The organism is Stenotrophomonas sp. 22692 (genome assembly GCF_052045015.1).
Lineage (GTDB): Bacteria > Pseudomonadota > Gammaproteobacteria > Xanthomonadales > Xanthomonadaceae > Stenotrophomonas > Stenotrophomonas geniculata.
The window spans coordinates 125,415-147,227 of sequence record NZ_JBQEMR010000001.1; the positions used below are offsets into that span (position 1 = coordinate 125,415).

The window sequence follows — 21,813 nt, forward strand, 5'->3', positions numbered from 1 at the left end:
TTGGGGGGGAGGGGGTAGTCCTGCCCCCTGTCCGGCAGCCACCATCAGATGCGCCGCGCTTGATTTCAATCAGGGCCACGCGAAGAGGAACGCCCGAAGATGTCTGCCATGAGCTTCCACGTTGACGAGAGCGAGGACACTGCGCTGCAGGCGGCATTGCTGCGGCAGCCCCGGCACGTGCTGTTTCCGCCGGCTGACCAGTTCAGCACCGGCTTTGGCGAAAGCGGGTGGCGCGCCGCCGTGCGCGCCAGCAACGAGCACCTGATTCCGCGTGGCTTGACGCTCGGCTTCCAGGCCGGCCGTGGCGGACGCGATGCGCCACCGCAGGCGTATCTGGATACCCTGCTGCTGGCGCTGCGGCTGCAGGCCGACGCGCTGGCCGAGGACCGTGAAGTGGTGGCGATGGTGCTGCAGCTGGGGCTGGCCGAGACGTTGCCGCCGCCGCAGCTGGGCCAGCTGCTGGATGCGGTGCCGCAGCACCTGCGCACCGTGGCGCGGCCCCAGGTGGAGGTGCGGCTGGACGCAGGCAGCGCGCTGGCGCCGGCGCAGCTGCGTGCGGTGGGCTGCACCCGCTTGAACGTGATCGATCGTGCCGATGCACCGGGGCCGACCCTGCTGGCACAGGCGCGACAGGTGGGCTTCACCGCGCGCTACTACCAGTTGCGGGTACCCGGCAGCGAGGACGCCGGCTTCATTGAACGGCTGCACGAGGTGCTGGCCGAGGCGCCGGAGCGCATCCTGCTGCCGGCGCCGTGTGCGCTGCCGGAACATCCCTCGGCCGTCCATTGGCTGCAGGCCTGGCGCCTGCTGCGCGCTGCGGGTTATGAACCGATCGGTGGCGATCACTATCAGCGCGGCGATCTGCCGAACCCGCACGGTCCGGGCGATGGCCAGCGCCATTGCGATCTTGCCGGTGTGCCACGCCGCGACCGCAGCGATTTCATCGGCCTTGGGCTGTCCGCCTGCAGCCAGATCGGCGAGGTGTTCTACCGGCTGGAGGACGAACTCGGCGAATGGCGTGCGCGGCTGCAGGCCGGGCACATGGGCGTGTCTGCCGGGTTGATCCTGTCCGAGGACGAGCGGTTGGTGGCCGAAGTGGCGCAGAGCATCGCCTGTGACCACGCCCTCGATGCGGCTGCCTTCGAGTGGCGCAACGATGAACCGTTCGAGGAATGTTTTGCCGAACAGCTGCCCGCGTTGTCGCCGTTGCTGGCACGCGGCTGGGCGCAGTGGGATGCGCGCGTACTGCGCCTGGCCGAAGAAGGGCGCCTGCTGTGGCGTATGATGGCCGCATGCTTCCGGCCGGCGGCCGCCATCGCTTGAGTCTTGCCCCGATGTCTTCAATTCCGCCTTCGCAGGGCCGTCTCGGCCGGGCCACACCCAACCCCGCCGCCGCCGATGATGGCGACGCACTGCACTTCTGCAGCACCTGTGCGTTCTCCGACGCATGCATGTCGCAGGGTTACGACAAGACAGCACTGGGCGATCTGCACGTGCTGGTGGACCATGTCGGTCCGTTCCATGCGGGTGACTACATTTTCCGCGCTGGCGAATCGTTCGATTCGATTGCTGCGGTGCGCGCTGGCATGGTCAAGACCTTCGTCGATGACAGCCAGGGCAACGAGCAGGTGCTGGGCTTCAGCCTGCCGGGTGAAGTGATCGGCCTCAACGCGATCCACGGTTCACGCTTTCCCTGCAATGCGGTGGCGCTGGACACCGTGCACCTGTGCCGCATCTCGTTCCCCAAGCTCAGCCTGTTGGCCACCCGCATGCCGGGGCTACAGGCCAAGCTGTTCAGCCTGCTCAGCGCGGAGATCGGCAAGGTCGCGACCCTGGCCGCCAACCACCGTACCGAAGAACGCATGGCTGCGTTCCTGCTGGACATGTCCGAGCGCTACGCGCGGCGCGGCTTTTCCGCCAGGCGCTTCAACCTGACGATGGCGCGTACCGAGATCGCCAATTACCTGCGGATGGCGCCGGAAACCGCCAGCCGCGTGCTGCGCCGCCTGAGCGATGATGGGATCATCGCGGTGAAGCAGCGCGAGATCCTGCTGCTGCAGCCCGAGCGCCTGGCAGCGCTGGCGGTGGCCGACGAATCCGATCCGAACTGAACCTGGCCGGGAGCCGACGATGAAGCGAGCTGGACTGTTGTTGCTGGGCCTGCTGGCCACGGTGCCGGCCTGGGCGGCCGAGCTGACGGTGTCGGCGGCATCAAGCCTGACCGAGAGCTTCCGCGAACTGGGCGCCGCCTATGAGAAGGCGCACCCGGGGACCAAGGTGGATTTCAACTTCGCCGCGTCCGGCGTGCTGCTGCAGCAGATCAGCCGCGGCGCGCCGGTGGATGTGTTCGCCTCGGCCGACGAAACCACGATGGACCAGGCCCAGCAGCAGGACCTGCTGGCGGCCGGTACCCGCGAGGTGTTCGCGGTCAATGCGCTGTGGGTGGTGGTGCCGCCGCAGGCCAAGGCTGCGCCGCATACCTTGAAGGACCTGGCCGGTGCCGGTGTGCAGCGCATCGCACTGGGCAACCCGGACAGCGTGCCGGTCGGCCGCTATGCCAAGGGCGCGCTGGAAGCGGCGGGCCTGTGGCCGTCGGTGCAGGGCAGGATCATCACGACGCAGAACGTGCGCCAGTCGCTGGATTACGTGGCGCGGGGTGAAGTGGATGCCGGCTTCGTCTATGCCACCGATGCGCAGGCGATGCCCAACCGCGTGCGCCGTGCCTTCGCGGTGCCGGTGCCCGGGCGCATTGCCTATCCGCTGGCCGTGATCAAGGCCAGCCCACAGCAGGCGGAAGCCAGGCGCTTCACCGCCTTCTTGCGTTCGGCACAGGGCCAGGCGATCCTGGTCAAACACGGGTTCGGCAAGCCCTGAGGCATGGATCTGGACTGGAGCGCACTGTGGTTGTCGCTGAAGGTGGCCGGCTGGGCCACCGCGATCAATCTGGTGCTGGGCGTGGCACTGGGCGCATTGCTGGCGCGGCGGCGATTTCCCGGCCGTGAGCTGCTGGATTCGCTGCTGACCTTGCCGATGGTGCTGCCGCCGACGGTGCTGGGCTACTACCTGCTGGTGCTGATCGGCCGCAATGGCCCGATCGGCGCGTGGCTGCAGTCGTGGTTCGGTATCAACCTGGTGTTCACCTGGCAGGCTGCAGTGATCGCGGCGGCGGTGGCTTCGCTTCCGCTGGTGTTCAAGCCGGCGCGCGCGGCGTTCGAGGAAGTGGACGGGCAGTTGGAACAAGCCGCACGCACGCTCGGTGTGTCCGAAGCCGCGGTGTTCTTCCGCATCACGTTGCCGCTGGCTTGGCGTGGCATTCTTGCCGGGCTGCTGCTGGCATTCGCACGCGCCATGGGCGAGTTCGGTGCCACGCTGATGGTGGCGGGCAGCATTCCGGGCCGCACGCAGACGCTGTCGATCGCCATCTACGAGGCGGTGCAGGCCGGTCAGGATGGCAAGGCCAATGCGCTGGTGATCCTGACCTCGGTGGTCTGCATCGTGATCCTGTTGCTGGCTGCGCGGCTGGTGGGCGGGCGTCGCCGGGAGCTGCGCGATGTGGCTTGACCTGCAGGTGCAGCGTCGCCTGCAGGCGGCCGGCCAGGATTTCGTGTTGGACGTATCGCTGCAGTGCACGCAGCGCCAAGTGGTGTTGTTCGGGCCCTCGGGCGCCGGCAAGAGCCTGACCTTGAAGGCGGTGGCCGGGCTGCTGCGGCCGGGCCAGGGTCATGTGCGCGTGCAGGGGCAGACCCTGTTCGATGCGGCCACCGGCGTGGATCTGCCGCCGCAGCGCCGCCGGCTGGGCTATGTGTTCCAGGACTACGCGCTGTTCCCACACCTGAGCGTGCGCCAGAACGTGGCGTTCGGGCTGCAGAAGGGCTGGTTGAATCCGGGGCTCGGCCAGCGTTTCGATGCGGTGGAGCAGTGGTTGCACGCCTTCCGCATCGACACGGTGGGCGATCTGCTGCCCTCGCAGGTCTCCGGTGGCCAGCGCCAGCGCACTGCATTGGCGCGCGCCCTGGTGACGCAGCCGCAGGCGCTGCTGCTGGATGAGCCGTTCTCCGCACTGGACCACGACCTGCGCCAGCACCTGCGCCAGGAGCTGGAAACGGTGCTGGACCGGACCGGCATCCCGTTGCTGTTGATCAGCCATGACCCGCAGGATGTGGCCATGTTCGGCCAGCAGGTGGCGCGCGTGGTGGACGGCCGCATCGTCGGCGATTGACCGGCGCCTGTAGAGCCGAGCCCATGCTCGGCTGCTCTGCGCGACACCGCCAACAGCGGCCGAGCATGGGCTCGGCTCTACAGGATCAAAGGATCAATACAATTCGCAGTGCGTGCGGCCTTCGCCCCGCAGTGTGTCCCAGTGTCCTTCACCACCGATGGCATCGATGGCCTCGCGCACCGCGCCTTCCAGGTGGCGCTTGCTGCCGCACAGGTACAGATGCCCACCGCGGGCCAGGACGTCGCGCACTTCGCTGGCGCGCTGCTGCAGCACATGCTGCACATAGACCTTTTCGGTGCCATCGCGCGAGAACGCGGTATGCAGGCCGGCCAGCACGCCACGCGTGTGCCAGTCCTGCAGCTGGTCGCGGTACAGGTAGTCGTGCTGGCGATGCTTCTCGCCGAACACCAGGTGCACTTCACGTTCGCAGGCGTTGGCCTGCAGCTCCTGCATCAGGCCCATCAGCGGTGCGATGCCGGTGCCGGTGCCGACCAGCAGCAGCGGCGCTTCGCCGGTGTCAGGTAGATGGAATCCGGGGTTGGAGCGGCAGTACACACGGGCATGGTCGCCGCCATGCAGCAGGCTGCCGGTGGCAGTGCCGAAGCGTTCGCGGCCGCGCAGGGTGTAGCGCACTTCGCGCACGCATAGGCTCAGCTGGTCGTCGCACGGGTGCGAGGCGATGGAATAGGCGCGCGGCAGCCGCGGTGACAGCAGTTCGCGCAACCGGGCCAGCGGCACGCTGTCCGGCGTGGCGTGGTCCTGCAGCACATCCAGCAGGTCCAGGCCGTGCAGGTAGGCGTCCAGTTCACGCTTCTGGCTGACCTTCAACAGGTCCTTCAGCAATTCGCTGCCACTGAGCCGGGCCAATTCGCGCAGCACCCCCTTGCTCAGCAGGCGCAGCTCGCGGTCATGCAGGGCGGCCACGGCGGTGGTGTCGCCGTACCAGGTGGCCAATGCCTGCAGCAGGGCAGGATCGTTCTCGGGTACTACGTGCAGGGTGTCGCCCGCGCGATAGGCCATGCCACTGCCGGCAATGTCCAGTTGCAGGTGCCACGCGGCCGGGTCGCTGCTGTTCAGGCGGCGACGCTCGAGAATGGGGGCGGCAAAGGCATTGTCTTCGCCATAGGCGGTGACCTGCAGGCGCAGGTCCTGGCCAGCGCTGAGGTCACCCTCCAGCACCTGGCCCAGCACCGGCTGCCATTGCTGGAAGAACTGCTCGTAGCCCAGATCGGCGTCCACGCGGTGCAGCAGCGGCTGGGCCTGGCGCTCGCTTAGTGCTACATCCAGCGCCTTGGTGAAGCCGCAGAAACTGGGGTAGCCGGTGTCACCCAGGCCGAACACCGCATAGCGCAGGCCGCGCAGCGTCGGGGTCTGGCGCAGTGTTTCGAAGAACTGCTCGCCATTGGCCGGCGGTTCGCCATCGCCGAACGAGCTGGAGATCGCCAGCAGCACATCGCCGTGGCCGAGACTGGCCACGTCGATGTCGTTGAACGGGAGCACCTGCGGCCCGTGCGGCTGCAGGTCCGCGCCCAGGCGCTGGGCCAGGGCGCGGGCGTTGCCCGACTCGGACGCGAAACCCACCAGCAGGCGGCTGAAGGGCGTACTGGCCGGGAGGGCGTTCACGCGGCCTCGTAGAAGTCGTCGAACTTTTCCTTGCTGAACTCGACCAGGTCGTAGTTCTGCATCAGGTCGTTCACCACGCGGCGGATGCTGATGTACGAGGTGATGTTGCCGTCGGCGTCGAACAGCGGCTGCACGGTGGTATCGACCACATAGAGCACGCCGCCCTTGCCGAGGTTGGGCACGATGCCGGTCCAGGTCTTGCCGGCCTTGATGGTGTCCCACATGTCCTTGTAGACCGCCTTGGGCACATCCGGGTGGCGCACGATGCTGTGCGGCTGGCCGATCAGTTCCTCGCGGGCGAAGCCGGTGAGCGTGCAGAACAGGTCGTTGGCATAGGTGATATTGCCCTGCAGGTCGGTGGTGGAGATCACCATGACGTTCTGCATGGCGTTCAGAAGCTGGACGTTGTCGGGGGTGTAGCTCATCGCAGGGTCCTTGTGGATGCCGGTAACGCCGGCGTGTTCGGGTCCTGCATAGAAATACGCCCGCGCGGCGGCGGGCGGTTTGACATTGATCAAGCGGATGGCGCGATGGACTGCGACCGGGTGTCGCAGGCGCGGGTTCGAACTGTAGAGCCGAGCCCATGCTCGGCTGCCGTTCGCACAAGCCGAGCGTGGGCTCGGCTCTACAGGAGGGGTGAGCGCCTCAGCCCATCAGATAGCGCAGCACGCCGGCCGAGGCCACGCCGATCAGCACCGTCGGCAGCATCGACAGCCGCGTGGCGGCCAGCAGGGTGATCGCCAGCGCGCCGAGGTCGGCGGGCTTGTCGGCGACGAAGTCCGGGGCGATCACCGAGATCAGCACGCAGCCCGGCGCAGCTTCCATCACCGTCACGGCGCGCTTGCTCAACGTGCGGTTGCGCAGCGCGAGGAAGCCGACGATGCGGGTCAGGTAAGTGGCGGCGGCCATCAGCACGATGGTCAGCACCGAGGTCCAGTGGATCAGTCCATTGAAGATCATTCCGCGTCCTCCGCCAGCAGCCAGGCGGCCGCCAGGCCGGCCAGTGCGCCGCTGGCCACGTACCACGCGCCCGGGATCAGCAGGTAGGTGGCGGCGGCCACGATCAGGCTGACCAGCCACGGCCGTGCTGCCTTCATGCCCTGCCACATGCTGCGCAGCAGCACCAGGAATACCGCAGGGAAGGCCATGTCGAAACCGTAGGCATGGATGTCGCCCAACATCGGGCCGACGATCGCGCCCAGTGCCGTGCAGGCCACCCAGACCGTGTACAGCCCTGCCGAAACGCCCAGGTAATAGGCCAGGCTGAAGCCGAGCGCACGGCGGCGCGCATCGGCCACGCCCATCGCCCAGCTCTCGTCGCACATGAAGAACAACGCCGGCAGCACCCGGCGGCGCGGCAGATGCTGCAGCAGCGGGGCCAGGCTGGCGCCCATCAGCAGGTGGCGGCTGTTGACCAGCGCGGTGATCGCCACGATCAGTGCGATATGCGGCGGCGAGGTCCACAGTTCGACGGCGGCGAACTCCGAGCCGCCAGCGAAGTTGAGGCCGGTCATCAGCGGCACTTCGAGTGCGCTCAGGCCCTTCTGGGCGGCCTGGGCGCCGAGCACCAGGGCGAAGGGAATGAAGCCGATCATCACCGGCACGGCGGCACGCAGGCCGCGCAGGAATTCGGCACGCGGGGCGGTATCGCAGGTGTCGGGCAGGGGGAGGGTGGTACGGGCGTCCATCGAACGGCACAACAAGGTGGGGGTGGCCCATGCTAGCGGTCCAATCGCGAAATCGGGTTGCGTTGATGCCACTGGATTCTGGATGATTGAAATTTCATGCGGCTGAAGGCGTCCAGGGCGAAATTGCATGCAGTATCAACTCGACAACCTCGATCGGCGCATCCTCGACGCCCTGCAGCGCGACGGCCGCCTGCAGAACCTGGAGCTGGCCCGGCTGGTCGGGCTGTCGCCGTCGGCCTGCCTGCGGCGGGTACGGCTGCTGGAGGAGGGCGGCTACATCGACCGCTACGTTGCCCTGCTGAATGAGGCCAAGGTGGGCCGTGGCTTCACGGTGTTCGTGCGGGTCTGGCTGCGCGGGCAGGACGAGGACACCACCAACCACTTCATCAACAGCATCAAGTCTTTCCCGGAAGTGCTTGAATGCCATCTGATGGCGGGCGACTGCGATTTCCTGCTGCGGGTGGCGGTGGCGGACCTTGATGCCTACCGGCAGTTCCAGATGCAGCACCTGAACCGGATTGCCGGGGTGCAGAACACCAAGACCGAGATTCCGATGCAGCGGATCAAGCAGACGACCCAGCTGCCGCTTTGAGGGATGGGTGGTTGCGGCCGGGTTGCACCCGGCACCCGCGGGTAGTGCCGGCCGCTGGCCGGCAACCTCAGGCGCAACAGCAACAGCAACAGCGATTCTCCGTGGGGCGGCGGGGCGGCATGGCCAGGCAGGACACGCCGTAAACCCTTCCTTGGGGGCTCGATGGCGCCATCCATGGCGCCAACGGTCCTGCCTGGCCATACCGCCCCGCCGCCTGACAGTTTCCGCGATCTGTCGGGGTCGGATCCCGTGCGCAGATGAACCTGTCTGCTCGGTTCATTGATTCCTGATGCATGACTGGCGCCACGGAGTCTGCCTCGGCGTCAGCCGTGGCGGCGGTCATCGCAATGACATCTGGCACCGGTACGTTTTGAGCCCGCTTGCGGGTCGCGCGCGGGCCGGGGTTCCGGTCGTGGTGCGCGTCCACTGCAGCTGCTGTCGCTGCCGAGGGTCATGTGTTCTACGTCAGGGGGCTGAATGGACACCATGCGGTCAGAACTTGGAAGGTGGCCATCGCCGCATGGCTGCTGCTGTCCTTTGCCGCCGCCGCGCAGGACGGTGTTCATGCCTACGACATCCCTGCGCAGCCGCTGGAACAGGCGGTCGAGCGCTTCAGCGTCATCAGTGGGTGGTCAGTGATGTACCCGGGCGATCTTGCCGCAGGCCGCAGCAGCCATGCGCTGCGCGCCAGCCTGGCGCCGCTGCCTGCGTTGCAGGTGCTGCTGCAGGACTCCGGTATCGAGGCCGAGGTGATCGGCGAGCAGCGCGTGGTGCTGCGCCGGGGCGCGCCCTCGGCCGCTGAATCGGGTGTTGGCGCCGAACTTCCCGAGGCCGAACGTCGGCGTCTCTACGGCGGCCTGCAGCAGCGGCTGCGTGCGGCGTTCTGTGACGACCCGGAGATCGCGCCCGGCCGCTATGCCGCGACGCTGCGCTTCCGCATCGACGGCGCGGGCCAGGTGAGCGAGCCCGAGCTGCTGTCCGGCAGTGGCAGCGATCGCCGCGATGCTCACCTGCTGCAGGCAATGCAGGGCCTGGTGCTGGCGACCGAGGCCACCGCGCTGCCACAGCCGGTGACGCTGCAGATCCTTCCATCCGGCACCGACCACGACTGTGGCGGGCGCGCGCCCCTTCCATGACTTCAAGGATTCGAACATGAGCAACGGTACGGCTGGGGCAGTTGACCTGATGGACCACCTTCTGGGTGCCTACGATGAGTTGAAGCGCCGGCTGGTGCGCAAGCTGGGCTCGGAAGAGCTGGCTGGCGACGCGTTGCAGGACACCTGGATGCGCCTGAGCGCGCGCCGTGACCGCCTGGACGCCGTGCAGAACCCCGCGGCCTACCTGCTGCGCATGGCGATGAATACCGTGATCGACCGCCAACGTGCGGACCACCGCCTGCTGAGCCTGGAGGAGGTGGATACGCTGATGGACATGGCCGACCCGGCACCCGGCCCGGCGCAGGCGGCCGAACTGGACTTCGCGCTGGAAGACATGGTCGGCCTGCTGCAGCGCATGCCCGAGCGCCGTCGTCGCATTCTGCTGGCAATCCGCGTCGATGGCCTGCAGCAGCGCGACGTGGCCGACCACCTCGGTGTGTCGCTGCGGCTGGTGCAGCGTGAGCTGAAGGCGGCCCAGGACTACCTGGCCGAGCGCAGCGGGCAGGGGCGCCAGGTGCGGTTCTGAGCGACGGCATCCGTCTACACTTTGACGCCGAGCAGAACCCCGCAGCGTGCGGGTCCGGCATGAGCCCCCATGGATCCTGACGATCGCCCGCAACGCCCGTTGGATGCCGTTGAGCGTCAGGCGCACGCGTGGGTGGTGCGGCTGACCTCGGGCGAGGCGACCGCCGCCGACGGGCGCCGGTTCCGCGCGTGGTGCGAGTCCGACCCGCGTCATCGTGAAGCGTTCGGACGTGCGCGCCGGCAGTGGGAGCAGGTGCGGCTGGCCGGCGAGCAGCTGCCCGCCGCCGCGCGCCAACCGGTCGCGCCGTCGCCGGCCCAGCGCTGGAGCCGGCGTGCCTTCCTGGGCGCGGCGATTGCCGCGCCGGCCAGTCTGGTGGTGGTGGCGGCGATCCGTCCGCCGCTGGGATTATGGCCCTCGGTGACGGCGATGGCGGCCGATTTCCACACCGGCACCGGTGAGCGACTGCAGATCGCGCCCTCGCCGCAGCTGAAGATCGAACTGGATACGCAGAGCAGCCTGCGCCGCCGCGCGGACACGCAGCGCGAAGGCTTCGAGCTGGTGCAGGGCCAGGCTGCGATCGAGACCCAGGCTGGCCTGCGCCTGGCGTTTTTCGCGGGCCCGGGCTGCGTGATTGCCGATGAGGGAGCGGTGCGCCTGGACGTCCGCAACACCCATGGCCAGGTGCGGGTGACCTGCCTGCAGGGCAGTGCCCGCATCGAGCATCCGCAGGGCCGGCTGCAGCTGCAGGCGGGCCAGCAGACCCAGTACGACGAGCGCCTCAGTGGTGTGGTGGCCGAGGCCGTGGCGTCGGAAGTGAGTGCCTGGACCGAGGGCATGCTGGTGTTCCGCCGCGCACCGCTGCGTGAGGTGGTGGAGGAGATCAACCGTTACCGCCGCGGCAAGGTACTGCTGGGCGAATCGGCGTTGGCGCGCGCACCGGTCAGCGGTCGTTTCCGCATCGATGATCCGGACGCGGCACTTGAGCAGCTGCGACTGACGATGTCGCTGGATCTGCGTCGCTTTCCGGGTGGCATTGCCGTCCTTGGATAGATGAAGACGCTGGCCGTGCGCACCGCGCAGGGCTGTTGCAAGCAAGGAGAAGCCAAGGATGCGCAACGAGACCATCGGTGTGCTGGATCTGCGTCGCAATCTGTCGGCGTTGCTGGAAACCACGCAGCGACGGCCGTTGATGGTGCATCGATATGGCTCGCCCTGGGTGTGCGTGGTGTCCGATGCGCAGTGGCAGCAACAGGCGGTGCTGCTGGATTTCGATCCGCAGTCGCACCCGCTGGCGATGCTGCTGCGCCTGCAGCAGCAGGCGCTTCCCCTGTCTGAAGCCGGTGCGTTGTCACCTGCGGTCCTCGCGCGCGCCCTGCTGTTGACGGGGGTTCATGGCATTGACGATCTGGCGCAGCTGCACGAGCAGGTGCTGCACCATCGGCTGTGGCACTGGTTCGTGGCGGGCACCCACGGTGTGATGGACAGCTGGCAATTGCCGGCGCTGCGCGTTGCGATGGGGGCATGGTGCGATGACGCGGAGATGACCGATGCGCTGGCCGCGTTCGCCGCGCGCAGCGACGTGGCGATACTGGCGCGCCGTTGCGGAGGCGACGCACCGCGACTGGAGCGCGAAGCCTGCAGGCAGATGACGCTGCGATGACGTTGGCGATGAAGCGCCACGCAGCGCACAGAGCTGCGTGTGCGCTGTCGCTTCACCTGCCTTGCTGACGTCTTCTCCAGAGTACGGCGCACCACGCGTCGCGGAGCACGGGCGGCGCCGATGGCAGACAGTCGCAGGATCAGCATGCTGGAGCTGGATCGTCACCTGAGCCAGTCACTGGAGCAGGCACGGCATACGCCATTGAACGTGCAGCGCTATGGGCACTCCTGGGTCTGGGTGTTGTCCAGTGACGCCTGGGCAGATGCGGCGCGCTGGGCGGCACTGGATGGTAGTGCGCACCCACTGGTGGCGCTGCGAAAAGCCATCGATCTGCAGCTGCGGCCCTGGCCCGAAGCGGCCATGAGCCCGCTGCCGCTTGATGCAGGCGATGCGCGGCTGCTGCAACGCGCGGCCCTGCTGGTGGTCATGCGCGATCTGAATAGTGCCCAGCGCGTGTACGACGACCTGCGCTATCACCAGGCCTATCGGATGTTCATCGGCCTCGATCATGGAACAGCGTGGTCTCCGATGCAGTGCGTGCGGCTGCTGCAGGCCTGCGCGCATCCGTTGCTGCGCGGCTGCATCGACGATGCGCTGGCCAGCGTACCGCGGCATCTGTTCGAGTCTGCATGTGCACCGGCTGCGCGTGGTTCGCCCGCACGGGCACACGCGCAGCGAATTGCCGGCGGATGTTTATCGTACTGACACATGCACCGCTGACCATGGCGCAGCGGTCTCTTCCAGGATGACGAGGGCGGAACAATGGCAAGGCAGGTTCGTGGTCGCAAAGCTCGGCAGAAGGGTTTCAGCCTGATCGAGATCATGGTGGTGGTGGTGATCATCGGCATCCTCGCCGCGCTGATCGTGCCGCGGTTGATGGACCGTCCCGACCAGGCACGCGTGGTGGCGGCGCGCCAGGACATCGCCGCATTGATGCAGGCCTTGAAGCTGTTCAAGCTGGACAACGGTCGCTATCCCAGTGCCGAGCAGGGCCTGCAGGCGCTGGTGAAGCCGCCGCAGGGCAGCGGTGGGTTGCCGGTGACGCCGTACCTGGATCGCCTGCCCAATGACCCGTGGGGCCATCCGTACCAGTACCAGATTCCCGGAACCCATGGCGACGTCGATGTGTTCTCGCTGGGGGCGGACAGCAAGCCCGGTGGCGACGCCGGAAACGCGGATATCGGCTCCTGGCAGCTGTGAGGCGTGCTGATGACAGCCCGGACGCGTTCGGTCTCGTGCACCCGCCAGCGTGGCATGGCGGTGATCGTCGCCCTGCTTGTGGTGGCACTGGTGGCGGTGATTGCCACGGCACTGCTGACCCGGCAGTCGGCCCAGTTGCGTGCGCTGCGTGGTGACCAGCTACGCGCGCAGGTGCGCATGGCGGTGGACGCAACGCTGGAGCGTGCGGCGCAGCAGCTGCGTGAGGATGTAAGGGAACAGCTGACCACGGTGCGCAGCGGGCGCTGGGCGCGCCCGTTGGAACTGCAGGCGCCGTTGCCGGTGCAGCTGCAACTGGTCGATGCGCAGTCGATGTTCAACCTGCGCAACCTGCTGGCACATGGCAGGCCGGACCCCGAGGCGCGGCGCGCGTTCATCGCGTTGTGTGCTGCACAGGGGCTGGGCCAGGGTGCCTGCGCATCCGCGGCGGACCACATCCAGGCGCGCCTGCGCGACGGTGACATCCAGGCACAGGCCCCACTGCCGCGCGAATCACTGATCGCGCAGGCACTGGCCGGTGCCGATCCGGTGGCACTGCAGGCGCTGGCGCGACGCACCGTGGTGCTGCCGGCGCAGACCCTGGTCAACGCCAATACCAGCGACCTGAGCGTTCTGCAGGCGGTGACGCCTGCGGTCGAGCCCGCACGGCTGCAGGCGCTGCTCGGTGAGCGCGACGGCGGTCATTGGCTGCTCAACCGCGGCGACATCGCCAATCGACTTCAACTGAGCAACGAACAGATGGCCGTGCTTCCCCTGGGTATCCATAGCGAGTGGTTCCTGGCAGTCGGCCAGGTGCAGGCTGACGGCAGCGCGGTTGATTTTCGCGCGCTGCTCTGGCGCGAGTACCGCGACGATGGCGTGCGTGTGCAACGCGTGTGGACGAGGATCGGCGCATGACCGTGCAGCTTCGGGTGCGCTTGCCGGCGCTTGAGCGTCTGCGCGCCGACAGCGCGGTGGACTGGGCGCAGCTGCACAAGGGCGAGGTGCTGGCTCACGGCCGCGACACGCTGGCGGCGCTGGGCCTGCGCCATCCGCAGGCTGCGGTGCATGCCTGCCTCGATCCGAACGACCTGATCCTGCTGGAACTGCAGTTGCCACCGTTGTCCGGGCGCCGTCTGCAGTCGGCGCTGCAGGGTGAGGTGGAGGCGATGCTGCTGGATGACCTGCAGGAGGTAGCGCTGGCCCACGGTGTGCAGGCGACGGACGGCACGGTTCCTGTGGCCTGGCTGGGCCAGCAGGCGCTCCTGCAGGCGCAGCAGCTGCTGGCTTCGTGTGCACTGCGGTTGCAGGCGCTGTATCCGACGCCGCTGCTGCTGCCCTGGCAGGACGGTCATGCCACGCTGCAGGTCAGCGGCGAGCACCTGCTGGTACGCAGCGGGCGCGACCGGGGTTTCGTTCAATGGTATGGCGGACGTGATGCCTGTGCGGTGATGCATGCGTTGGCAGTGCGCCTGCAACAGGCCGGCATGCAGGCCGTGCAGTGGATCGATGGTGTGCCGCCCACGTGGCCGGACAGCCTGCCGGCCACCGCCATCCCCCATGAACGGCAGGCCTCTGGCCCCTTGCCAGGCTGGTCATTGCCGCTGCCCGGGGCGAGCCAGAAAGCGCCGCGGCTTGCGATCGGGCTGGCATTGGCGGCGATGTTGCTGGCCGCGCTCGGTCTGCAGCTGCAGGTCTCGCGGTGGCGAAGTGAGGGCGAGGCCCTGCAACAGGACATGGCACGCCAGTTCAGCGCACGCTTCCCGGAGGTCACCGATGTGGTGGACCCGGTGTTGCAGGCGAGGCGAGCACTTGCGGTGCCACCGCCGGCGCCGCCATTGCCGCCGCTGCAGCGCCAGGTTGCCAGCACGCTGCAGGCGGTCCCGGAGCTGGCGGGGCAGGTGCGCAGCCTGCATTACCAACCGGGCCAGCTGGACATGGAGCTGGATGCCGATGCCCAGGCATTGGCCGATGATCCACAGCGACTTGAACGCTGGCAGCAGGCGGTGCAGGCGCAGGGCCTGCAGCTGGCGCGCGAAGCCGGTGGACGCCTGCGGGTGAACGGGGCTGGACAGTGACCACCCGAACCTTGCGACTGGGCGAGGGACTGGCAGGCCTGCAGCAACGCTGGCAACGCCTGCCACCGCGCGACCGGCTGATGCTGTGGGTGATGGTGGTGGCGCTGCTCGCGGCGGGTCTGTGGATGTTGTGGCTGGAGCCGCTGCTGAAGCAGCGCACGCACTGGCAGGCCGAGCTGCCGCGGCTGCAGGCACAGGCGCGTGTACTGGCACCACTGCTGCAGGCACGCGAGCGCCAGCAGCAGACGCAGGGGCAGCGCCCGACGATGGCCGGGTTGCGTGATGGAATCAAGTCAGCCGGCCTCGCCGACGGACTGCATATCGAAGCGCGCGACGGGCGTTGGCACCTGCAGGTGCACGCGGTGCCCGCTGACGCGCTGTGGAACTGGCTGCTGCCCGTGCTGGCCGATCCGGCCATCGAACTGCAGCAGCTGCAACTGACACGCACAGGGGATGCGAACATGCCGGCGGCGCGGATTTCCGGAAACATCGTGATGGCGCTCAACGTGGGTGCCCATCCATGAGGGCGATGCGCAGCCTTGCCTGCAGTACCGCACTGGCCTTGATCGTGTGCATGGCCCACGCACCGGCGTCGGTGCTGGCGCAGGACGCCCGCGATGAGCCGGTGCAGTTGAACCTGGTCGACACCGATATCGGTGGCGTGTTGCGCATGGCCGCACGCTTCACCGGCCGCCAGTTCCTGGTCGACCCACGGGTGACCGGCAAGATGACAGTGGTTTCCGATGGCCCGGTCAGCCGTACCCAGGCCTACCAGTTGCTGCTGGGCGCACTGCGCATGCGTGGCTTCGCCGTGGTAGAGAACGGCGGCGTCAGCCGGGTGGTGCCGCAGGCCGATGCCAAGCTGTTGGGAGGACGCGTCGGCACTGGTGGTGCCGGCGGTGAGGTGACCACCCGCACCTTCACGCTGCGCTACGAGAACGCAGCGGCGCTGGTGGCGGTGCTGCGGCCGATGATCAGTCCGGACAATCCGATCACCGCCAATCCGGGCAACAACACCCTGGTGATCACTGACTACGCCGACAACCTGGAGCGCATCGCACGGGTGATCGCAAGCGTCGATACACCGGCCGGCATGGATACCGATGTGGTGAAGCTGCAGCAGGGGATTGCCGTTGACGTCGCGGCGATGGTCGCGCCGCTGCTGGATGCGCAGGGCGCCGAGCCCACCCAGAAGGTGGTGGTGATGGCTGACCCGCGCAGCAACAGCGTGCTGCTGCGTTCCAGCAGCCCCGGGCGCACCCGCCTGGCGCGTCAGCTGGTGGAGAAGCTGGACCGTGCCCAGGATGAATCCGGCAACCTGCATGTGGTCTACCTGCGCAATGCCCAGGCCAACCAGCTGGCCGGTGTGCTGCGAGGCGTGGTGGCGGGTCAGAGCGATGCAGCGGCGATGGGCAGCAATGAAGGCATCACACCACTGCTGGGTGACGCCAACCGTTCCGCGCCCGCGCAGCCGTCGCAGCCGCAGCAGGCCAAGACCGGAGGCAATGCGCTGGAATCGCAGCGGCTGGACCCGAGCCGGCGTGACCCGATCGATGCGGGAAGCACCGGCTTCAGCCAGAACGGCATCTCGGTGCAGGCGGACGTGGCCACCAACACGCTGCTGATCTCGGCGCCGGAGCCGGTGTACCGCAACCTGCGGCGGGTGATTGACCAGCTCGACCAGCGCCGTGCACAGGTGCTGGTCGAGAGCCTGATCGTGGAGGTCAACCAGACCGACGCGGCTGAGCTGGGCGTGCAGTGGATGCTGGGCAATGGCCGTACCTTTGGTGGCACCCACTTCGGTGGTGCCACCGGCGGCAGCGGGCTCAATACCGGCGCGCGTACCACGCTGGACGTGCTGCCCAAGGATGGCCTGAAGATCGGCGTGATCGACGGCACCATCAACCTGCCCGGTGTCGGCCAGATCCTCAACATGAAAGCGCTGGCCACTGCGCTGCAGAGCAAGGGCGGTGCCAACATCCTGTCCACGCCGAACCTGATGACGCTGGACAACGAGGCGGCCAGCATCATGGTCGGCCAGACCGTGCCGTTCGTCAGCGGCCGCTACGTCACCGACGGCGGTGGCGGCAGCAACAACCCGTTCCAGACCATCGTGCGCGAGGACGTGGGCCTGAAGCTGCGCGTACGCCCGCAGATTTCCGAGGGCGGCACGGTGAAGCTGGACATCTACCAGGAAGTCAGCAGCATCGATGCGCAGAGTGCCAACAGTGCCGCCGGCATCATCACCAACAAGCGTGCGCTGGATACCAGTGTGCTGCTGGATGATGGCCAGATCATGGTGCTCGGTGGCCTGCTGGAGGACAACGTCAGCCATGGCCGTGATGCGGTGCCGGGCCTGGGTAGGATCCCGGTGCTGGGGGCGCTGTTCCGCAGTGATACGCGCAAGCGCTCCAAGACCAACCTGATGGTGTTCCTGCGCCCGCACGTGGTGCGTGACCCCGCCGCCGGCCAGCGTTTGACCCGCGACCGCTACGACTACATGCGCAATGCGCAGGCCGGTGCGCAACCCGTGCAGAGCTGGGCGTTGCCGGCGCTGTCGGCACCGCAGTTGCCGCCGCAGGACCTGTCTGTGCTCGGCCAGGGCAATGCGCGCGATGGCCAGGGCCAGCCGTTGCAGAACACCAGCCTGGCAGCGCTGTATCCGGCCGGTGACGGCGATGCTCAGCTGGTGCAGTTCGCACAGGGGCTGGACCCGGCGCGTGCCAGCCAGGGCGTGGCGCAGGTGCGGGCACTGGGCTTGCAGGCCTATGCCGAAGCGATGCCGGGCGAGAGCGGGCAGCGCCTGCGCGTGCGATTGCCGCGCGATCCGGCAACGCTGGACCCGGCACTGCAGCAGCTGCGTGGGCTGGGCTACACGCCGGAACTGGTGATTGGGCCGTGAGCGCCGCCGCGCCGCTGCCGTACGCCTGGGTGCGCAGCCATGGCGTGATGCTGTCCGAGGCCGGCGGCGAGCCGGTGCTGCTTGGCACCGCCGACACCGCGGCGTGGGCCGTGGCCGAGCTGCGCCGCCGGCATGGACCGCTGCCGTTCCAGACACTGGATGCCGCGACCTGGCAGCAGCGGCTGGGTGAGCAGTACCGTGACGGCGGTGATGCCGCTGCCGTGGTCGGTGCCGCCGAAAGCGAAGTCGACCTGGACCGGCTGATGCAGGACATGCCGGAGGTCACCGATCTGCTGGATGCGCAGGACGATGCGCCGGTGATCCGCATGATCAATGCGCTGCTGGCACAGGCTGCACGCGATGGCGCCAGCGATCTGCACATCGAGCCGTTCGAGACCCATTCGGTGGTGCGCTACCGGGTGGACGGCACGCTGCGCGACATGGTGCAGCCCCGGCGCGCACTGCATGCGGCGCTGGTGTCGCGCATCAAGATCATGGCCCACCTGGACATCGCCGAGAAGCGCCTGCCGCAGGACGGGCGCATCGCGATCCGTGTGGGCGGCCGGCCACTGGATATCCGTGTCTCCACGGTGCCGACGGGGCATGGTGAGCGTGCTGTGCTGCGCCTGCTGGAGAAGGATGCCGGCCGGCTGCAGCTGCAGCGACTCGGCATGGCCGATGACACCCTGGCCACGTTTACCGGGTTGATCCGGCAGCCGCACGGCATCGTGCTGGTCACCGGGCCGACCGGCAGCGGCAAGACCACGTCGCTGTACGCCGCACTGGGCCAGCTCGACAGCAGCACCAGCAACATCCTCACCGTGGAAGACCCGGTGGAGTACGACTTCGCCGGCATCGGCCAGATCCAGGTCAACGCGCGCATCGGCATGAGCTTTGGCACCGCGCTGCGCGCGATTCTGCGTCAGGATCCGGACACGATCATGATTGGTGAGATCCGCGACCTGGAAACCGCACAGATTGCGGTGCAGTCGTCGCTGACCGGGCATGGCGTGCTGGCCTCGCTGCACACCAACGATGCGATCTCGGCGGTGACCCGCCTGGCCGACATGGGCGTGGAGCCGTTCCTGCTGGCTTCGTCGTTGCGCGGCGTACTGGCGCAGCGGCTGGTGCGGCGGCTGTGCACGCAGTGCCGTCGTGCCGAGGTAGACGGCGAGGGTCGCACCGTATGGCGCGCGGTGGGCTGCGCGGCCTGCGCCAACAGCGGCTATCGCGGACGCACCGGCATCCATGAGTTGTTCGTGGTGGACGACCGCGCGCGCGCGTTGATCCATGAAGGGCAGGGCGAGCCTGCGCTACGAGAGGCGGCACGGCGTGCCGGCATGCGGACCCTGCGACAGGACGGCCAGCGCTGGGTCGACAGCGGGGTGACCACGCTGGAAGAAATCCTGCGCGTCACCGGCGACGACTGAGGTCTGCATGGCACTGTTCGACTACCAGGCTGCCAACGCGCAGGGCCGCATCGAGAAGGGTCAGCTGGATGCCGACAGCCCGCGCGGTGCGCGCCAGCTGTTGCGCGGGCGTGGGCTGACGCCTGTGCAGGTCAGCGCGGCGCGCAGTGCCGGCAGTGGCTGGGGCGCTCGGCGGCTGTCCGCCAGCGAGCTGGCCTGGGCCACGCGCCAGCTGGCCAGTCTGCTGGCCGCCAGCCTGCCGTTGGAAGGCGCATTGAGTGCGGTGATCGAGCAGGCCGAGCGCCCGCACGTGGCCCAGGCACTCACCGCGGTACGCGCCGACGTGCGTGCCGGCCAGCGCCTGACCGTGGCATTGGCCGCGCGGCCGCGCGATTTCCCACCGATTTATCGGGCACTGGTGGGGGCAGGTGAAGACTCCGGCGACCTGGCGCGAGTGATGGAGCGCCTGGCCGACTACATCGAAGAACGCAACGCGCTGCAGGCCAAGGTGCTGACCGCCTTCATCTACCCGGCGGCGATCAGCCTGGTATCGGTGGCGATCGTGATTTTCCTGCTCAGCTACGTGGTGCCGCAGGTGGTGACCGCGTTCGTGCAGGCGCGGCAGACGCTGCCGATGCTGACCCAGGTGATGCTGGCGGCCAGCGCCTTCGTGCGCAGCTGGGGCGTGTGGGTAGGGCTGGGCATCGCTGCGCTGGTGGTGGTGTGGCGGCTGGCGCTGCGCCGGCCCGAGCTGCGCCTGCGCTGGGACGCGATGCTCATGCGGGTGCCGATGGTCGGGCGCTTCGTGCTGGGGGTGAACAGTGCGCGCTTTGCTTCGACGCTGGCGATCCTGCTGGATGCGGGCGTGCCGCTGCTGCGCGCGTTGGAGGCCGCGCGGCAGACCCTGGGCAACGCGTTGCTGGCGCGTTGCGCCGACGACGTGTCCGCGCGCGTACGCGAAGGCGCTGCGTTGGGTTCTGCATTGAAAGTACAGAAGGTGTATCCGCCGATCCTGGTGCATCTGGTGGCCAGTGGCGAGAAGACCGGTTCGCTGGCGCCGCTGCTGGATCGCGCTGCGCAGACGATCTCGCGGGAGATCGAGCGTCGCGCGATGGCGCTGACCGCGCTGCTGGAACCCACCATGATCCTGGTGATGGGCGGCGTGGTGCTGACGATCGTGCTGGCGGTGCTGATGCCGATCATGGAAATGAATCAGCTGGTGCAGTGATGCGCAACGCGCAGCGCGGCACGATTTCGATTCTCCACACAATCCTCCACACCTTTTTCTGATCTTCCAGAGGTTTCTTAAGCGGCCTGTCATCGGCGCGGACCAGCATAGCCACGTCGCCGCAGAGTGGGCTGGGAGGCCCTCGGCGGCAGCAGGCGTGTAGTGACCGTTCCTCCCTTGGTGTTTCCCTTCGCAGTAAACCCTTCAGGAGAAGATCATGAACAAGTACAAGACCCTGGCCGCGCTGGTTGCCACCGCGCTGCTGGCCACTGCCGGTGCCGCTTCGGCCCAGACCGCCGTCACCGGCGGCGGCGCCTCGCTGCCGGCCGACCTCTACAAGGGTTCGGCTGACAGCATCCTGCCGGCCAACTTCAGCTACGCCGTGACCGGCTCGGGTACCGGCAAGAAGGCCTTCCTGGAAAACAACTCGGCGCTGTTCTCCACCACCGGTACCGTGCACTTCGCCGGTAGCGATTCGGTGCTGAGCAGCACCGAGCTGAACACCTACAACAGCACCTACAACGTGTCCGGCGATGCCAACCGCTACGGCGCCCTGGTGCAGATCCCGTCGGTAGCCACCTCGGTCACGATTCCGTTCAACAAGGCCGGTTCGGCCGTTGACCTGTCGGTGACCCAGATCTGCGGCATCTTCTCCGGCAAGATCACCAGCTGGTCGAGCATCGACAGCGCCCGCAGCGGTGCCATCCAGGTGGTCTACCGTGGCGAGAGCAGCGGTACCACCGAGCTGCTGGCCCGCTTCCTGACCAGCGCCTGCAAGCCGGCCGACGTCTCCGGTACCGCGCTGAAGCTGACCAATGGCGTGCCGGCTTTCTCGGTGCAGTCGACCTTCGCCAACCTGTTCACCACGGTTCCGTCGAACTTCGTCGCTGCCCCGGCCACCGGCGGCACCTCGGTGTACAACGCCGTGTACGCTGCCGATGGCCGCATCGGCTACGTCGGCCCGGACGTGATCCCGAGCCTGACCGACGCCACCAAGGTCGCCAAGGTCAAGGGTTTCTCGCCGGACGAAGTGAGCGTGCAGGCGACCTTGGAAACCGTCGCTCCGCCGACCGATGCCGCCGCTGAGAACCCGGCCAACTGGGTGCCGGTGTTCGGCAACCCGAACGCGGGCTACCCGATCGCGGGCTACACCAACTTCGTGTTCGGCCAGTGCTACAAGAACGGCACCGTGGGCGCCAACATCCGCGGCTTCCTGACCCGCCACTACGGCAGCACGGTGATCAACGGCGTGGAGCAGGGCCCGAACGACGCCGCCATCCGCGCGCACAAGTTCATCCCGCTGACCAAGGCCTGGCGTGATGCGATCCGCACCCGCTTTGCGACCGCCACCAACGCCGGGGCCGTGAACAACCCCAGCACCTGCTCGGGCATCGGCCGTCCGCTGTAACTGCGATTGCTTTGGTAGTTGCAGGAAACGCACAAGGGCGCCGGCAGCAATGCCGGCGCCTTCTGCGTATGTCCGCTGCATGACAGTGATGCGCCTGTCGCCTTCACGCCGCCGCCACCGTCTATG

At 67.9% G+C, this 21,813-nt stretch carries 23 protein-coding genes; 19 read left to right on the forward strand and 4 right to left on the reverse strand.

From position 1 onward, the window contains the following. The first annotated feature begins 108 nt into the window (after positions 1 to 108). From ACTJJM_RS00550 to ACTJJM_RS00570, 5 genes are read left to right on the forward strand one after another with little or no spacing between them, the layout of a single operon-like run. Positions 109 to 1,323 carry a coproporphyrinogen III oxidase gene (locus ACTJJM_RS00550; RefSeq protein ID WP_010485316.1) on the forward strand — a complete coding sequence of 405 codons (1,215 nt, stop codon included), beginning with the start codon at positions 109 to 111 and terminating at the stop codon, positions 1,321 to 1,323. Positions 1,324 to 1,334: 11 nt separating this feature from the next. Next, positions 1,335 to 2,111, forward strand: a complete 777-nt coding sequence (locus ACTJJM_RS00555) for a helix-turn-helix domain-containing protein (RefSeq protein ID WP_109814269.1) — start codon at positions 1,335 to 1,337, stop codon at positions 2,109 to 2,111. Between the two features lie 19 nt (positions 2,112 to 2,130). Next, positions 2,131 to 2,874, forward strand: a complete 744-nt coding sequence (gene modA, locus ACTJJM_RS00560; protein ID WP_440865037.1) for a molybdate ABC transporter substrate-binding protein — start codon at positions 2,131 to 2,133, stop codon at positions 2,872 to 2,874. Positions 2,875 to 2,877: 3 nt separating this feature from the next. Next, on the forward strand, positions 2,878 to 3,561 hold the full coding sequence (modB, locus tag ACTJJM_RS00565) for a molybdate ABC transporter permease subunit (RefSeq protein WP_005413347.1): 684 nt from the start codon (positions 2,878 to 2,880) through the stop codon (positions 3,559 to 3,561). Continuing rightward, entirely contained in the window at positions 3,551 to 4,219 is a 669-nt protein-coding gene (locus tag ACTJJM_RS00570; protein ID WP_134729019.1) for a sulfate/molybdate ABC transporter ATP-binding protein, read from the forward strand. Before modB ends, ACTJJM_RS00570 begins: the two co-directional genes overlap by 11 nt. A 93-nt stretch (positions 4,220 to 4,312) precedes the next feature. Here ACTJJM_RS00570 and ACTJJM_RS00575 read toward each other — a convergent pair whose 3' ends face one another. The 4 genes from ACTJJM_RS00575 to ACTJJM_RS00590 all read right to left on the reverse strand — a co-directional run bounded on the left by ACTJJM_RS00575 (position 4,313) and on the right by ACTJJM_RS00590 (position 7,530). Beyond that, entirely contained in the window at positions 4,313 to 5,842 is a 1,530-nt protein-coding gene (locus ACTJJM_RS00575; protein ID WP_010485320.1) for a diflavin oxidoreductase, read from the reverse strand. Then, complete coding sequence (locus tag ACTJJM_RS00580) at positions 5,839 to 6,267, reverse strand: PAS domain-containing protein (protein ID WP_010485321.1); 429 nt, start codon at positions 6,265 to 6,267, stop codon at positions 5,839 to 5,841. Before ACTJJM_RS00580 ends, ACTJJM_RS00575 begins: the two co-directional genes overlap by 4 nt. 220 nt (positions 6,268 to 6,487) lie before the next feature. After that, complete coding sequence (locus ACTJJM_RS00585; RefSeq protein WP_019337800.1) at positions 6,488 to 6,802, reverse strand: AzlD family protein; 315 nt, start codon at positions 6,800 to 6,802, stop codon at positions 6,488 to 6,490. Continuing rightward, positions 6,799 to 7,530, reverse strand: coding sequence for an AzlC family ABC transporter permease (locus ACTJJM_RS00590; RefSeq protein WP_019337799.1), 732 nt, complete (start codon positions 7,528 to 7,530; stop codon positions 6,799 to 6,801). Before ACTJJM_RS00590 ends, ACTJJM_RS00585 begins: the two co-directional genes overlap by 4 nt. Positions 7,531 to 7,657: 127 nt before the next feature. On the opposite strand from ACTJJM_RS00590, the gene ACTJJM_RS00595 reads away from it, so the two are divergent. From ACTJJM_RS00595 to ACTJJM_RS00660, 14 genes are all read left to right on the forward strand, one after another. After that, the gene (locus ACTJJM_RS00595) at positions 7,658 to 8,122 is read left to right on the forward strand and encodes an Lrp/AsnC family transcriptional regulator (RefSeq protein WP_005413654.1); all 465 of its coding nucleotides are present in this window, start codon (positions 7,658 to 7,660) and stop codon (positions 8,120 to 8,122) included. Positions 8,123 to 8,577: 455 nt separating this feature from the next. Then, positions 8,578 to 9,258 carry a TonB-dependent receptor gene (locus ACTJJM_RS00600; RefSeq protein ID WP_329836766.1) on the forward strand — a complete coding sequence of 227 codons (681 nt, stop codon included), beginning with the start codon at positions 8,578 to 8,580 and terminating at the stop codon, positions 9,256 to 9,258. A gap of 16 nt (positions 9,259 to 9,274) precedes the next feature. Then, a complete protein-coding gene (locus tag ACTJJM_RS00605; RefSeq protein ID WP_019337777.1) occupies positions 9,275 to 9,805 on the forward strand; it encodes an RNA polymerase sigma factor in 531 nt (176 codons plus the stop codon). 69 nt (positions 9,806 to 9,874) lie between these two features. After that, positions 9,875 to 10,855, forward strand: coding sequence for a FecR family protein (locus ACTJJM_RS00610; RefSeq protein ID WP_440865038.1), 981 nt, complete (start codon positions 9,875 to 9,877; stop codon positions 10,853 to 10,855). Between the two features lie 58 nt (positions 10,856 to 10,913). Continuing rightward, positions 10,914 to 11,465: a hypothetical protein gene (locus ACTJJM_RS00615; protein WP_049437569.1), complete on the forward strand. Its 552-nt coding sequence runs from the start codon at positions 10,914 to 10,916 to the stop codon at positions 11,463 to 11,465. Positions 11,466 to 11,585: 120 nt separating this feature from the next. Beyond that, positions 11,586 to 12,170, forward strand: a complete 585-nt coding sequence (locus tag ACTJJM_RS00620; RefSeq protein WP_019659868.1) for a hypothetical protein — start codon at positions 11,586 to 11,588, stop codon at positions 12,168 to 12,170. A 57-nt stretch (positions 12,171 to 12,227) separates the two neighbouring features. Then, complete coding sequence (gene gspG / locus ACTJJM_RS00625; protein WP_019337773.1) at positions 12,228 to 12,665, forward strand: type II secretion system major pseudopilin GspG; 438 nt, start codon at positions 12,228 to 12,230, stop codon at positions 12,663 to 12,665. 9 nt (positions 12,666 to 12,674) lie between these two features. Next, entirely contained in the window at positions 12,675 to 13,580 is a 906-nt protein-coding gene (gene gspK, locus ACTJJM_RS00630; protein ID WP_440865039.1) for a type II secretion system minor pseudopilin GspK, read from the forward strand. Further along, positions 13,577 to 14,740, forward strand: a complete 1,164-nt coding sequence (gene gspL / locus ACTJJM_RS00635; RefSeq protein WP_043396239.1) for a type II secretion system protein GspL — start codon at positions 13,577 to 13,579, stop codon at positions 14,738 to 14,740. Before gspK ends, gspL begins: the two co-directional genes overlap by 4 nt. Further along, a complete protein-coding gene (gene gspM, locus ACTJJM_RS00640; RefSeq protein ID WP_019659865.1) occupies positions 14,737 to 15,264 on the forward strand; it encodes a type II secretion system protein GspM in 528 nt (175 codons plus the stop codon). Before gspL ends, gspM begins: the two co-directional genes overlap by 4 nt. Then, positions 15,261 to 17,642, forward strand: coding sequence for a type II secretion system secretin GspD (gene gspD / locus ACTJJM_RS00645; RefSeq protein ID WP_440865040.1), 2,382 nt, complete (start codon positions 15,261 to 15,263; stop codon positions 17,640 to 17,642). Before gspM ends, gspD begins: the two co-directional genes overlap by 4 nt. Further along, entirely contained in the window at positions 17,639 to 19,072 is a 1,434-nt protein-coding gene (gene gspE, locus ACTJJM_RS00650) for a type II secretion system ATPase GspE (RefSeq protein ID WP_019659863.1), read from the forward strand. Before gspD ends, gspE begins: the two co-directional genes overlap by 4 nt. Positions 19,073 to 19,079: 7 nt before the next feature. Next, a complete protein-coding gene (gene gspF / locus ACTJJM_RS00655) occupies positions 19,080 to 20,279 on the forward strand; it encodes a type II secretion system inner membrane protein GspF (RefSeq protein ID WP_049455120.1) in 1,200 nt (399 codons plus the stop codon). Positions 20,280 to 20,496: 217 nt separating this feature from the next. Further along, positions 20,497 to 21,687, forward strand: coding sequence for a substrate-binding domain-containing protein (locus ACTJJM_RS00660; protein ID WP_010485337.1), 1,191 nt, complete (start codon positions 20,497 to 20,499; stop codon positions 21,685 to 21,687). Positions 21,688 to 21,813 lie beyond the last annotated feature (126 nt).

Excerpts from the sequence above, each read along its gene's own strand:
- ACTJJM_RS00550 (WP_010485316.1), top strand. The coding sequence starts at position 109 with ATGAGCTTCCACGTTGACGAGAGCGAGGACACTGCGCTGCAGGCGGCA.
- ACTJJM_RS00555 (WP_109814269.1), top strand. The coding sequence starts at position 1,335 with ATGTCTTCAATTCCGCCTTCGCAGGGCCGTCTCGGCCGGGCCACACCC.
- modA (WP_440865037.1), top strand. The coding sequence starts at position 2,131 with ATGAAGCGAGCTGGACTGTTGTTGCTGGGCCTGCTGGCCACGGTGCCG.
- modB (WP_005413347.1), top strand. The coding sequence starts at position 2,878 with ATGGATCTGGACTGGAGCGCACTGTGGTTGTCGCTGAAGGTGGCCGGC.
- ACTJJM_RS00570 (WP_134729019.1), top strand. The coding sequence starts at position 3,551 with ATGTGGCTTGACCTGCAGGTGCAGCGTCGCCTGCAGGCGGCCGGCCAG.
- ACTJJM_RS00580 (WP_010485321.1), bottom strand. The coding sequence starts at position 6,267 with ATGAGCTACACCCCCGACAACGTCCAGCTTCTGAACGCCATGCAGAAC.
- ACTJJM_RS00585 (WP_019337800.1), bottom strand. The coding sequence starts at position 6,802 with ATGATCTTCAATGGACTGATCCACTGGACCTCGGTGCTGACCATCGTG.
- ACTJJM_RS00590 (WP_019337799.1), bottom strand. The coding sequence starts at position 7,530 with ATGGACGCCCGTACCACCCTCCCCCTGCCCGACACCTGCGATACCGCC.
- ACTJJM_RS00595 (WP_005413654.1), top strand. The coding sequence starts at position 7,658 with ATGCAGTATCAACTCGACAACCTCGATCGGCGCATCCTCGACGCCCTG.
- ACTJJM_RS00605 (WP_019337777.1), top strand. The coding sequence starts at position 9,275 with ATGAGCAACGGTACGGCTGGGGCAGTTGACCTGATGGACCACCTTCTG.
- ACTJJM_RS00610 (WP_440865038.1), top strand. The coding sequence starts at position 9,875 with ATGGATCCTGACGATCGCCCGCAACGCCCGTTGGATGCCGTTGAGCGT.
- ACTJJM_RS00615 (WP_049437569.1), top strand. The coding sequence starts at position 10,914 with ATGCGCAACGAGACCATCGGTGTGCTGGATCTGCGTCGCAATCTGTCG.
- ACTJJM_RS00620 (WP_019659868.1), top strand. The coding sequence starts at position 11,586 with ATGGCAGACAGTCGCAGGATCAGCATGCTGGAGCTGGATCGTCACCTG.
- gspG (WP_019337773.1), top strand. The coding sequence starts at position 12,228 with ATGGCAAGGCAGGTTCGTGGTCGCAAAGCTCGGCAGAAGGGTTTCAGC.
- gspK (WP_440865039.1), top strand. The coding sequence starts at position 12,675 with ATGACAGCCCGGACGCGTTCGGTCTCGTGCACCCGCCAGCGTGGCATG.
- gspL (WP_043396239.1), top strand. The coding sequence starts at position 13,577 with ATGACCGTGCAGCTTCGGGTGCGCTTGCCGGCGCTTGAGCGTCTGCGC.
- gspD (WP_440865040.1), top strand. The coding sequence starts at position 15,261 with ATGAGGGCGATGCGCAGCCTTGCCTGCAGTACCGCACTGGCCTTGATC.
- gspF (WP_049455120.1), top strand. The coding sequence starts at position 19,080 with ATGGCACTGTTCGACTACCAGGCTGCCAACGCGCAGGGCCGCATCGAG.
- ACTJJM_RS00660 (WP_010485337.1), top strand. The coding sequence starts at position 20,497 with ATGAACAAGTACAAGACCCTGGCCGCGCTGGTTGCCACCGCGCTGCTG.